The sequence below is a fragment of the Eubacteriales bacterium genome (assembly GCA_041390245.1).
In the GTDB taxonomy this organism is placed as follows: Bacteria; Bacillota; Clostridia; order Christensenellales; family JAWKQI01; genus JAWKQI01.
The window spans coordinates 42769-55627 of sequence record JAWKQI010000006.1 but is presented as its reverse complement, the minus strand read 5'-3'; the positions used below and the strand labels follow the sequence as shown (position 1 = coordinate 55627).

General features: G+C 40.8%; 15 protein-coding genes. All 15 read left to right on the top strand.

Annotated features, from left to right (window positions below; translation table 11 throughout):
- Positions 1-262: 262 nt before the first annotated feature.
- Positions 263-727, top strand: coding sequence for a MarR family transcriptional regulator (locus R2876_07765; GenBank protein ID MEZ4358487.1), 465 nt, complete (start codon positions 263-265; stop codon positions 725-727).
- A 55-nt stretch (positions 728-782) separates the two neighbouring features.
- Positions 783-1739: a ketoacyl-ACP synthase III gene (locus tag R2876_07760; protein MEZ4358486.1), complete on the top strand. Its 957-nt coding sequence runs from the start codon at positions 783-785 to the stop codon at positions 1737-1739.
- A gap of 79 nt (positions 1740-1818) precedes the next feature.
- On the top strand, positions 1819-2037 hold the full coding sequence (locus R2876_07755; protein MEZ4358485.1) for an acyl carrier protein: 219 nt from the start codon (positions 1819-1821) through the stop codon (positions 2035-2037).
- A gap of 1 nt (position 2038) precedes the next feature.
- Entirely contained in the window at positions 2039-2986 is a 948-nt protein-coding gene (gene fabK, locus R2876_07750) for an enoyl-[acyl-carrier-protein] reductase FabK (protein MEZ4358484.1), read from the top strand.
- A complete protein-coding gene (locus R2876_07745) occupies positions 2974-3900 on the top strand; it encodes an ACP S-malonyltransferase (GenBank protein ID MEZ4358483.1) in 927 nt (308 codons plus the stop codon). Before fabK ends, R2876_07745 begins: the two co-directional genes overlap by 13 nt.
- Positions 3893-4633: a 3-oxoacyl-[acyl-carrier-protein] reductase gene (gene fabG / locus R2876_07740; GenBank protein ID MEZ4358482.1), complete on the top strand. Its 741-nt coding sequence runs from the start codon at positions 3893-3895 to the stop codon at positions 4631-4633. The genes R2876_07745 and fabG overlap by 8 nt, the downstream gene beginning before the upstream one ends.
- A gap of 46 nt (positions 4634-4679) precedes the next feature.
- Entirely contained in the window at positions 4680-5924 is a 1245-nt protein-coding gene (gene fabF, locus R2876_07735) for a beta-ketoacyl-ACP synthase II (protein ID MEZ4358481.1), read from the top strand.
- A 5-nt stretch (positions 5925-5929) separates the two neighbouring features.
- The gene (accB, locus tag R2876_07730; GenBank protein ID MEZ4358480.1) at positions 5930-6379 is read left to right on the top strand and encodes an acetyl-CoA carboxylase biotin carboxyl carrier protein; all 450 of its coding nucleotides are present in this window, start codon (positions 5930-5932) and stop codon (positions 6377-6379) included.
- A 15-nt stretch (positions 6380-6394) separates the two neighbouring features.
- Entirely contained in the window at positions 6395-6814 is a 420-nt protein-coding gene (gene fabZ, locus R2876_07725) for a 3-hydroxyacyl-ACP dehydratase FabZ (protein ID MEZ4358479.1), read from the top strand.
- Positions 6815-6818: 4 nt separating this feature from the next.
- A complete protein-coding gene (accC, locus tag R2876_07720; protein MEZ4358478.1) occupies positions 6819-8153 on the top strand; it encodes an acetyl-CoA carboxylase biotin carboxylase subunit in 1335 nt (444 codons plus the stop codon).
- A 40-nt stretch (positions 8154-8193) separates the two neighbouring features.
- Positions 8194-9072, top strand: a complete 879-nt coding sequence (gene accD / locus R2876_07715; GenBank protein ID MEZ4358477.1) for an acetyl-CoA carboxylase, carboxyltransferase subunit beta — start codon at positions 8194-8196, stop codon at positions 9070-9072.
- A complete protein-coding gene (locus R2876_07710) occupies positions 9059-9841 on the top strand; it encodes an acetyl-CoA carboxylase carboxyltransferase subunit alpha (protein ID MEZ4358476.1) in 783 nt (260 codons plus the stop codon). Before accD ends, R2876_07710 begins: the two co-directional genes overlap by 14 nt.
- Positions 9838-10701, top strand: coding sequence for a DegV family protein (locus tag R2876_07705; GenBank protein ID MEZ4358475.1), 864 nt, complete (start codon positions 9838-9840; stop codon positions 10699-10701). Before R2876_07710 ends, R2876_07705 begins: the two co-directional genes overlap by 4 nt.
- Before the next feature lie 84 nt (positions 10702-10785).
- Positions 10786-11961, top strand: coding sequence for an aminotransferase class I/II-fold pyridoxal phosphate-dependent enzyme (locus R2876_07700; GenBank protein MEZ4358474.1), 1176 nt, complete (start codon positions 10786-10788; stop codon positions 11959-11961).
- A gap of 181 nt (positions 11962-12142) precedes the next feature.
- Complete coding sequence (trxA, locus tag R2876_07695) at positions 12143-12457, top strand: thioredoxin (protein ID MEZ4358473.1); 315 nt, start codon at positions 12143-12145, stop codon at positions 12455-12457.
- Positions 12458-12859 lie beyond the last annotated feature (402 nt).

Below are 12859 nucleotides of genomic sequence, written 5' to 3'. Positions count from 1 at the left end.
AAAAAGCCTTCGTTAACAAAACGAAGGCTTTTTTATTTAACCAGATTTTTATTATTTACTCTATTTAAAGCACATATTTATTAGGTAGTATAAAGAGCTTAAGATTTCTTGACAAAAATAATCATCGTCTTTATAATTAGTTAAACTAACTAATTAGGTGTTTTAAGGATGGATTTTAATATAGGGATATTTGCAATAAGGTATATAAGAGGTTTATATATTAAAAAGCAAATGAACTACATTTTTTAATTTGGGAGGCCTTATGCCGAATTTGTTTAATAACCAAGTAAATGATATATTAGTAGATATTTATAGCACAATAATAAGAGTTGAAGAGGAAATGCTAAAGAGCGTGAACCGAGATCTTGGTATAAGTGAACTTCATATACTTGAGACGGTTGGTAGAAAAGGCAATAAAGGATGTTCAATAAGCGAAATAGCACAAAGCCAAAAGGTAACTCTTCCTACGGTTACTGTTGCTATTAAAAAACTTGAGAAAAAGCAGTATGTAAAAAAAATACGTTCTGCCGAAGATGCAAGGGTAGTAAATGTAGCTCTTACACGTGAGGGCCGTAGAGCAGATGCAGCACACAGGCATTTTCATGAACAGATGGTGAGGTCGCTCCTGCATGATATAAAAGAAGAAGATCGCCCTATGATTTTCAATGCGCTTAAAAATTTAGATACATTTTTAAGAAGAACGGCACAAGATGTAATGGCAAAATAAAAAATTAAACAAAATTAAACAATAATTAAAATGTTTTTATAGAGAGGACTTGAATATGAAAATAATAGGAACGGGAAGCGCTGTACCCAAACTGTCGGTTTCAAATGGTGATTTAGCCACTTTTTTAGACACCAGCGACGAATGGATTAATACTAGGACGGGTATTAACAGCAGACATATTTTATCAGACGAAACTATTGAAGAACTAGGGGCTAGGGCATGTTTAAATGCACTTAAAATGGCAGGATTAAAGCCCAAAGATATCGATTATATAATATGTTCTAATGTATATAGTTCGTATGTTACTCCAGCCCTTAGTTGTGTGGTGGCGGAGAAATTAAAGGTTTTTTGCCCGTGTATAGATATAAACGGTGCATGTGTAGGATTTATATATGCACTTGAGATGGCAAATGCTTTTATTGAATCCGGAAAATATAAGAATATTTTAATACTTTGTGCAGAAAACGCATCGCGCTTAGCAGATTGGAAAGATCGGTCTACATGCGTATTATTTGGAGATGCAGCAGCTGCCACTATAGTAACACACGGTGGGTGCAGGAAAGCTGCGTTTCAGATAGAAAGCTTACCAGATTCAGAAGTTATATATTCGTATAATCCCCCGGGGAACTGCCCGTATACTAAATCTTATCCCGAAGGATCTTTGATGCATATGCAAGGACAGGACGTTTATAAGTTTGCCGTTTCAATATCAACAGTTGGGTTAAAGCGCCTGATTAAATCGCAAGGAACTGATTTGAGTAAAATAAAATTCTTTTTACTGCATCAAGCTAATAAACGTATTTTAGAAGCAGTACGCTCAAGGCTTAAACAGCCAGAAGAAAAATTCCCTACAAATATTGATAAATACGGAAACACCTCTTCTGCAAGTATACCGCTTTTACTGGATGAACTTAACAGGAGCGGGAAGCTATCGAGTGGAGATTACCTGGCTATGAGCGCATTTGGCGCGGGACTAACGGCGGGAGCATGTTTAATTACATGGGGTAGCTAATAATACCGTTTTCACCGGCTTAATTAGCCGATGCAATAATAAACATTATATATTATAATTGTAAATGGAGGAATAAAAGATGACGTTTGAAAAGGTAGCAAAGATCCTTGCAGATCACAAGGATATGGACGCAAGTGAAATTAAGATGGAAAGTACATTTCAGGATTTGGAACTTGACTCTCTTGATACAGTTGAATTGGTCATGAATATTGAAGATGAGCTTGGAGTTACAATTGAGATGAACGAAAATTTAAAAACAGTAGGGGACTTAGTTAATTTAATAGACGGGGGTAAATAATATGCTGCATACTCAAATATGCGATATATTCGGGATAAAATATCCAATATTTCAAGGTGGAATGGCATGGGTATCCGATGCCTCTTTAGCAAGTGCGGTATCAAACGCAGGAGGGCTTGGGATTATTTCCGCTATGAATGCCGATGCAGACTATCTGCGTGAAGAAATCCGCAAATGCAGGACTATGACAGATAAAACGTTCGGGGTAAATATAATGCTTATGAGCCCATATGCGGATGATGTTGCACAAGTGGTGATAGATGAAAAAGTCCCAGTTGTCACTACTGGTGCAGGGCTGCCATCTAAATATATGAAGAAATGGGTAGAAGCTGGAATAAAAGCAGCTCCTGTAGTACCATCTATTGCAGTTGCAAGAATGGTTGAGAAGATGGGAGCACGCGCCGTAATAGCAGAAGGCGGAGAGTCTGGCGGGCATATAGGAGAAATTAATACTATGGCGTTAGTGCCGCAGATATGTGACGCCGTATCTATTCCGGTTATAGCAGCTGGAGGAATTGCAGACGGTCGCGGGATAGCTGCCGTAATGATGCTTGGGGCAAAGGGAGTCCAGTGCGGAACGCGTTTTTTGACGGCAAAAGAGTGTACTATTCATTCTAATTATAAAGCGCGTATTATAAAGGCACGTGATATCGATACAATAACTACTGGAAAACGCTTGGGGCATCCGGTACGTGCACTTAAAACACCCTTTACACGTAAGTTTTTCGATATGGAATATGACAGCAGCATTTCAAATGAGGAAATAGAACGATTTGGTGCCGGAGCACTTAGAAAGGCTGCGCGTGAAGGCGATGATAAAGAAGGATGTTTCATGGCAGGGCAGGTAGCCGCTATGATAAAGGATGAATTGCCCGCTGCCGACATTATATCTAATATGTTTAATCAGGCTGAAGAAGTCTTAAAGGATGCATGCCAATGGGTAAAGTAGCGTTTTTGTTTGCAGGGCAGGGCGCACAGTATCCGGGCATGGGAAAAGAACTCTATGAAATATCTCCAGCAGCAAAGAAGGTCTTTGACAGTGCTGAGACCATTAGGCCAGGAACTATTGAACAATGCTTCAACGGAGATATGAATGAACTGTCAATCACAAAAAACACTCAGCCGTGTCTTTTTACCGTAGATTATGCAAGCGCTGCCGCACTGACAGAAGCGGGTATCAATGCTGAGGCTTCAGCAGGATTTTCGCTTGGAGAACTTGCAGCACTCGGTTTTTGTGGTATACTTTCATTTAAAGAGGCATTTTTATTGGTCTTGAAAAGGGCGGAGCTGATGCAGAGCGCTGCGAAAAGGCATCCAGGGGCAATGACAGCTGTTTTAAAACTGGATACTGAGGACGTTAGAAAATTATTAAACCGGTATAATTCATTATTTTTAGTTAATTTAAATTGTCCATTTCAAAATGTAGTATCTGGTTCAACCGAACAGTTAGACGAATTTGAAAAAAAAGTGCTTGAAGCAGGCGGAAGATATGTACGCCTTAAAGTCAGCGGAGCGTTTCACTCGCCGTTTATGGAAGAAGCTAGCGTGGCACTATTTGATTACGCTAAATCTTTTGAGTTTAAACAGGCGAATATTCCTTTATACGCAAATGCTACTGCAGCTCCATATGAAGGGGATTTGGTTAAGCTTATGGCAGACCAGGTTAAGAGCCCAGTATTATGGCAGGCAAGTATAGAACGCATGATTCAAGACGGGTACGACCGGTTTGTTGAGGTCGGCGCAGGGAAGACTTTGTCCGGGCTTGTTAAAAAGATAGGCGGGGCTGAAGCCATATTAAACGTTGAAGATAAAAAAAGCCTTGCAAATACGGTTGAAATTTTGAAAGGAGAGAGCCATGCTTAAAGGTAAAGTTGCTTTAGTAAGTGGAGCTTCGCGCGGTATCGGAAGAGCAATTGCATTAAAGCTCGCAGAAAACGGGGCGGACATAGCCATTATATACGGCGGCAATGCTTCTGCGGCGGAAGAGACGAGGCAGATGGCCGAAAAATTAGGTGTTAAAGCTAAATGTTATCTTTGTGACGTATCTGATTTCAATAAAGCTGCTGAGTTGGTTAAGCAAGTAGAAAGCGATTTAGGCCTAATTTTTGCACTTATAAACAACGCCGGAATAACGCGCGACAAACTTACTGCCCGAATGGGTGAAGATGATTTTGACCGTGTGATAAGCGTAAATTTAAAGGGCGCTTTTAATCTTATAAGGCATACTTATGGTGGATTTATCCGTGCAAGGGAAGGAAGGATAGTAAACATTTCTTCAGTGGCCGGAATAATGGGAAATGTCGGCCAGGCCAATTATTCGGCATCAAAAGCAGGACTTATAGGCATAACTAAAAGTGTTGCAAAGGAATTGGCAGGCCGCGGAATCACATGCAATGCGGTTGCGCCTGGATTAATAAAAACAGACATGACAGACTCAATGCCTGAAGCCGGAAGGGAAGCTTTAATGCAGGCAATACCGATGAAACGCGCTGGGCTGCCTGAAGAAGTGGCAGATTTGGTTGCGTTTTTATGTTCTGAAAAAGCGTCGTACATTACGGGAACAGTAATTCCAGTAGACGGCGGATTAAGTATGTAGGGATTTATATTATTTAATATTTTACAAACATGGAGGGGAGAAACATATGGAACGCGTTGTAATAACCGGCCTGGGGATAATTTCTCCAATTGGCAACGATATTACATCTTATTGGGAAAATTTGCTTAACGGTACGTGCGGCATTGCTCCCATTACACGCTTTGATACAGAAAAGTTTAAAGCCAAGGTAGCGGCGGAAGTCAAAGATTTTGATCCGAAGCAGTTCGATATGGACGCACATTCAATAAGGCGAATGGATTTATACACACAGTATGCTATGGCAGCCGCAAAGCAGGCTATGGACGACAGCGAAATTAAAGGTACGGTTGGGCCGGACCGTTTTGGTGTGTATGTAAGTTCAGGTATCGGCGGTATACAGACACTTGTAACAGAAACAAAAAAATTGGAAGAAAGAGGACCAGACAGGATATCACCTTTTTTCATTCCAATGATGATATCGAATATAGCCGCCGGAAACATTGCGATGAAGTACGATGCACAAGGGGTGTGTCTGCCCACTGTAACTGCATGCGCTACGTCGAGCAATGCTCTTGGCGAAGCTTTTAAGGCTATAAAACACGGATATGCGGATGCCATCATAGCAGGGGGCTCCGAGGCAGCGATAATACCTATTGCAGTTGCCGGTTTTACAAGCTGCCAGGCTCTTTCACTAAGCAGCGACCCGCTTACAGCTTCTATTCCATTTGACAAGCGCCGTAAAGGCTTTGTAATGGGGGAAGGTGCAGCAGTTTTGGTATTAGAAGAGTATGGGCATGCTAAAAGCCGCGGTGCAAAGATATATGCTGAAATTTGCGGATATGGCAACACATGCGATGCATATCATATAACGGCGCCGAGGCCGGATGCAAGCTGTGCAGCACGCGCTATTGAAATAGCCGTGAAAGAAGCGGGATTTGAATCAGATGATAGTATTTACATAAATGCTCATGGAACGGGAACAGTTATGAATGATATAGTAGAGACTAAAGCTATAAAATTAGCTCTTGGCGAAGAGTTAGCCCAAAAATCATTGATTAGCTCTACGAAATCCATGACGGGGCATATGCTTGGCGCTGCCGGTGCAGCAGAAGCTATTGCTACTTCTCTTGCAATCTTATCGGGGCATATACCTCCTACGATAGGGTTAAATGAGCCAGACGAAGAATGTGATTTAAACTATGTGCCAAATAAGTCTGTTGAAGCAAAGATTACACTTGGGCTTTCAACTTCACTAGGATTTGGAGGCCATAATGCATGTTTAGCATTTAGGCCAGTTTCTTTAACGAGGTAAGTATAATGAATATCGAAATTATTAAAGAACTTGCAAAATTATTAAAGGACGAACAGCTGACAGTTTTAGAGGTAGAAGACGATGAGCAGCGTATTAGGATAGAAAAAGCTCCGCCAACAGATAAAAGGCAGCCTAATTATCTATCGACAGATACCGTCACTATAAGTAATACGCCAAAAGAAATGTTTAAGGCACCTGATACGGAACTGGATTTTAACGATATAAATACCGTAAAAGCTCCAATGGTAGGGGTTTTCTATGCTGCTCCGGCACCGGATAAGGAACCTTATGTAAAGGTCGGTAGCAAGATAAAAAAAGGCGATGTACTTTGTATTGTCGAGGCGATGAAACTTATGAACGAAGTCGTTTCGGAATGCGACGGAGAAATAGTTGACATCTGTGTATCTGATGGAGATATGGTGGAGTTTGGCCAGACGTTATTTAAGATATTTTAACGGGGGTAAATTACTTTGAAGAGAGAAGAGATAAAAAAAATGCTCCCTCACCGCGAACCAATGCTGCTAGTGGATGAAGTGGAATTAGATGAAAACGGAATAGCTCATGGTGTCTATAAAGTAAGGGGTGACGAATGGTTCTTAAACGGCCATTTTCCTGGCAACCCTGTGGTACCGGGTGTAATATTATGCGAGATAATGGCTCAGACCTGTGCAATTTTGTTAGGTGATTTAATACTTGGCAAGACGCCTTACTATACCAGCATAAGTAAGGCGCGTTTTAAAGATAAAGTACGGCCTGGAGATGTCGTAAATATATCAGCAAGCTTAGTAAAGCACAAAGACCCATTTTATTTTACAACGTGTGAAGCCAGAGTAAATGATAAATGCTGCGCTACAGGTGAACTGTCTTTTGCAGTTATAGAAGGGCGTTGATAGAGTGTTTTCGAAGATATTAATAGCTAACAGAGGAGAAATTGCAGTTCGTATTATCCGTGCATGTAAGGAAATGGGGATTTTAACAGTTGCAGTTTTTTCAGAAGCAGACAGGGATGCACTTCACGTAAGTTTAGCAGACGAAAGTTACTGTATAGGTCCAGCTCCGGTAAAAGACAGTTATTTAAATATGAGTTCAATAATATCTACCGCTGTTTTGAGCGGTGCACAGGCAATACATCCGGGATACGGGCTTTTATCGGAAAATGCAAAGTTTGCGAAACTCTGTAAAAAAAGCGATATTGCATTTATAGGGCCTACTCCGGAAGTTATTTCGCTTATGGGGGATAAAGAAAAGGCGCGTTCTACCATGCAGCAATCAGGCGTGCCGGTAGTTCCAGGAAGCGACCTTGTTAATAGCCTTGAGGAGGCTGTTAACTGGGGCGAAAAAATAGGATATCCGCTTCTAGTAAAAGCCCGTTCCGGCGGCGGCGGACGCGGGATGAGAAAAGTCAACGACAAAGATGAAATGGAGAAGGCATTTTTAGCTGCAATAGCTGAAGCAAAAAGCGCTTTTGGCGATGGCGGTGTGTATTTAGAAAAGTACCTGTCTCCGGTAAAACATATAGAAATGCAGCTATTATGCGACAATCACGGCAATGCGGTATGTCTTGGCGAACGTGAATGTTCGATGCAGAGAAAACATCAGAAGCTTATCGAAGAAAGCCCTTCTCCTGCTGTCAGTAAAAAGACAAGAAAGAATATGATAGAAGTTGCAATTAAGGCGGCAGAAGCAGTTAAGTATACCGGGCTTGGCACCATAGAGTTTTTGATGTCTAAAGACGGCAGTTTTTATTTTATGGAGATGAACACGAGGCTACAGGTCGAACATCCGGTAACAGAGATGATCACGGGAATAGATTTAGTTAAGTGGCAGATCCGTGTAGCCGCTGATCTACCCCTTGACATGAAGCAAAAAAACGTGAAGATGAACGGCCATGCTATCGAATGCCGAATAAATGCGGAGGACCCTAGAAATGGCTTTCGGCCTAGCTGCGGGAAAATCGAATTGCTTCATATACCGGGAGGCCCTCAGGTACGCTTCGATTCTGCACTGTATCAGGGCTATAAGATACCGCCGTTTTATGATTCTATGGTAGGTAAACTAATAGTTCAGGCACAGACAAGGGATGAAGCAATAAGAAAGATGCTTGCGGCTTTGTGTGAACTTGTTATAGAAGGTATTGAACAAAACAGAGAACTGCAGATAGATTTGATTTCGGATAAGGAATTCCGTACAGGAACTTATACCACAGATTTTTTGGAAAGAAGGGAGTAGTGCTTTAAGCGGTGTTACAAAAACGGCATTATAATTAATTATGTTTAAAAAAAATCAATTTATAAAACCCAACATCGCACTTGAGGGGCATCCGGAGATAGAAGATGATTTAGCAACTCCTATAGAAGAGGAGCTAAGCGTTACATGTTCTGGCTGCAAGAAAAAAATTACTAAAAGAGAGCTTGAACAAAGTTTATATGTATGTCCTCATTGTGCGTATCACTTTCGTATAAATGCACGCGACCGTATTAACTTAATTACCGATGAAGGGTCTTTTGTCGAGCACGACGCTAATGCAGAATCTAAAAATTTACTTGGTTTTTTAGATTACGATGAAAAGCTTAAAAAGGCAAAGTTAAATAGCAATGAGAGCGAATCTGTAGTTACAGGGCATTGCAAAATAAACGGTATTGAATGTGCGATATTTGTTATGGACTCATGGTTCATGATGGGCAGCATGGGTACTGTTGCCGGAGAAAAAATTTCCAGGCTGTTTGAATATTCTACATCAAAAAGGCTAAGTGTTATAGGTTTTACGGCCTCAGGCGGAGCCCGTATGCAAGAAGGCATTTTATCTTTAATGCAGATGGCAAAAACGAGCGGAGCTATAATGAGACACGGTGAAGCAGGGTTTTTTTATCTGACAATGTTAACAGACCCGACGACAGGCGGCGTTACAGCCAGTTTTGCCATGGAAGGCGACATAATATTGGCTGAGCCGGGTGCACTCGTAGGATTTGCCGGGCAGCGTGTAATTGAACAGACCATAAGAAAGACACTGCCGGAAGGATTCCAACGTGCAGAATTCTTGCTTGAAAAGGGTTTTGTAGACAATATAGTTGACAGGCGGCAGCAACGTGAAATCATATCTATGCTTTTAAAACTGCATAAAGGGGGTCCGCACAATGAACGCATATGAAAAGTTATGTATAGCGAGGTCAAAGGAACGCCCGACTGCGGTTGATTTTATCGACAATATTTTTGAAAATTTTTACGAGCTTCATGGAGACCAGCTCTATGGAGACGATAAGGCGATAGTGGCCGGTATAGCAACTATAAAAAAGATGCCGGTAACGGTAATTGGTATTGAAAAAGGCAAGGACACAAAGGATAAGGTGCTAAGAAATTTCGGTTGTGCACATCCGGAAGGTTATAGAAAAGCTCTGCGGCTTATGCACCAGGCGGAGAAGTTTAACCGCCCGGTAGTGTGCATAGTGGATACTTCCGGCGCTTACTGCGGAATTGATGCAGAGGAGCGAGGGCAGGGAAGTGCCATAGCTAAAAATCTTTTAGGTATGATGGGATTAAAAACGCCGGTCGTATCTATAGTCATAGGAGAAGGCGGCAGCGGCGGAGCCCTTGCTCTGGCTGTTTCAGATGAAGTTTGGATGCTTGAAAACTCCGTTTATTCGGTAATTTCACCTGAAGGCGCCGCAAGTATAATCTGGAAAGATGCTTCAAAAGCAGAGGAAGCAAGCAACGCACTTAAGATGACGGCGGAGGACTTGCTTGGGTTTAAGGTCATTGAACGTATTTTTCAAGAAAACGGTGGAGACTTTGAACCTGTATATGCATCTTTAAAAGAAGCCTTGGTAAGAACTCTTAAAAAGTATAAGAAATTTAAAATTTCTAAACTGCTGGAACATAGATACGAAAGATTTAGAAAGATCGGAGGATTAAATACTTGATTGTAATTGTAACAGACAGTTCTGCTTGTATCACGCGCCAGGAAGCGAGAAAGCTGGGCGTGGTATGTGTCCCGATGACGTATACGGTTGCAGGTACTATGTATACAGAGCGCTTCGTAAATGAAAACGGGAATTATACCGAGCTGATTGCGGGCACAAAAGAATTGCATACATCTCAGTCATCCGCCGCTACTTTTTTAAGGATATTTTCAGGACTTAGAAACTTATCCCACGAGATACTTTGCTTAAACATCTCCTCACGTTTAAGCGGTACTTTTGGAAATGCTTCCATGTGTGCGAGGGAATTAGGCGGAGAAGGTATACGCGTTATAGACACGCAATCCTCAGCTGGCGGTATACTTATAATGATTAAAGAAGCCAGAAGGCTTATTGACCTTGGGTATTCACTGGATCAGGTTGCAAAGGCAATGATGCACATGAGAGATAGAGTTAGAGTAGTATTTTCTGTTGCGGATATGATGCCTTTAAGACGTAGCGGGAGGTTAGGCCCGGTGAGGCAATCTATAGGGACTATTTTAAACTTAAGGCCGCTGTTTACATGCAAGGAAGGTGCAGTTGTGACATGCGGTGTAGCACGCGGAAGAAACGAACAGAGGCTTTCACTTATTAAATCTGTCCCAGCCGATGCCGAAGAGATTATGGTTCAGTATGCTTGTGAACGAAAAGAGGCGGAAAGCATAGCAAAAGCTTTGGAGGAAAAATGTTCAAAGCCGGTACAATTAAGGCAAATAGGGCCGGTTTTAGGGATACATTTAGGCCTTGATGTTATAGGGACCATTTGGCTTGAAGCAAACAGCCGATTAAATGAACTTGAAATGTCAAGAGACTTTAAAAAGTGATTTTTATAACTGTTTTTAAAAGCATGTTTTAATATATGCAGCGGCAAAGTATCAGTTAATCTATTGCCGCAAAAAGGAGATTTAATGGATTTATTTGAAAAATGTTTTCGATATGATGCGCCCCAAAAAGCAAAAGAAGCAGGTTTATATCCTTATTTTCATGCGCTTTCAACCGCACAGGATACAGAAGTCTTTATGGATGGGAAAAGGATCATCATGCTTGGGTCTAATAACTATATGGGGCTTGTCAGCGACGAACGATTAAAACATGCGGCAATTACTGCAATTGAAAAATACGGGACAGGGTGCTCAGGTTCTAGGTTCTTGAACGGAACGCTTAAGTTACATGAGGAGCTTGAAGAAGAGTTCGCCAAGTTTTTCAACAAACCTGCGGCACTTAGTTTCAGCACGGGGTTCCAAACAAATTTAGGCACGGTTTCAGCCTTGATGGGCATGCATGACTATATTTTAAGCGATGCTGAGAACCATGCAAGCATAGTTGACGCTACAAGGCTTAGTTTTTGTAAAAAGACTATAAAATACCGCCACAACGACATGGATAGCCTGGAAGAAAAGCTTAAAAACCTGCCGGCAGAAAACGGAAAGCTAATTGTTACAGACGGCGTATTCTCAATGGGAGGAGATATTGCCAACCTTCCTCATATCATACGTTTAGCTAAAAAATATGGAGCAAGAGTAATGGTAGATGATGCGCACGGTGCTGGAATGATAGGAAAAAACGGACGCGGTACCGCTTCGTATTATGGGCTGGAGGATGAGACTGATATAATAATGACAACTTTTTCAAAAGCGTTTGGATCTCTTGGCGGCATCATTGCAACTAGCAAGGAAGTGGTCAATTTTATAAAGCATACATCCAGGCCGTTTATATTCAGCGCATCGATACCTCCGGCATCTGCAGCAGCTGCGCTTGAAGCTCTTGATATTATAAAAAAAGAGCCGGAGAGGCAAAAAAATTTATATGATATTTCAAATTATATGAGAGAAAAATTAAAAGAGGCAAATATACCGATAATGGATGGTGAGACGGCTATAATCCCGGTATATACATACACCACCCAGCGTACGTTCATTATAGCTAAGATGCTATTCGAGGGGGGCGTATATGTAAACCCGGTGGTTGCTCCGGCAGTTCACGAAAATGAATGCTTGTTACGTACAAGTTATACTGCGACACATACAAAGGAGCAGATAGACCATGCAGCCAGCATATTCAAAGAAGTTTTTTCAAAGGTATAATAAAGTTTTAATTTTAAAGTATTTTAAAGTGCTTTTGTAGTTACTCTGCAAAGGCACTTTTTATTTAAAATAGGGATATTTTGACGTTATTTAAATAATTTTATTTATTGTAACTTAATCACGGAATAGGTTTTATGTATGAGGTTATAATTCAAACATAACAAACAAGGAGGTTAAAATTATGTCGGCGATCAAACTTACGAAAGACAACTTTAACTCTGAAGTGATAAACAGCGGTAAAACTTGGATGGTCGATTTCTGGGCCTCATGGTGTGGACCGTGCAGAATGCTCACTCCGACCATTGAAACCATAGCTTCAGAAGATCATTCCGAACTTAAAGTTGGTAAGATCAATGTTGATGAACAACCGGAACTAGCTATGAAATATGGAGTTATGAGCATCCCTACAGTTGTTATCATTAAGGATGGAAAAGAGAAAGCACGTTCTGTTGGCGTTAAAGGTAAACATGAACTTCTAGCTATGACTAAAGTGTAATTAAAGAAAGAAGGTATAAGAGTATTAAAAATAAGGAAATAAATATATATACATCTTCGCGTTAGAGAGCATTTCCAAAATAGATATATAAATATTTATTAGGTAATAGCTCGATACAAAATAATATACAGAAGGATTAGGATTGGAGCAAGGCCCGTTTTTTAAACGGGCCTTGCGCTTTGCAGAAATTTAGGTTGTTGACATATGCCAATAACCTAATATAATAAAAAATGCAGGCGTATAGAAACTATAATTTTAAATAAATGTAAGCTTGATATTTATGAATAAGAAAGCTTATGGAATATCCAAATTGTGGGTGGATATGCTATAATATATGAAACATATACTTAACTAAACAGGTAACTGGTTTTAAACCGGTCTTATCAAATAGATTATAAGGAG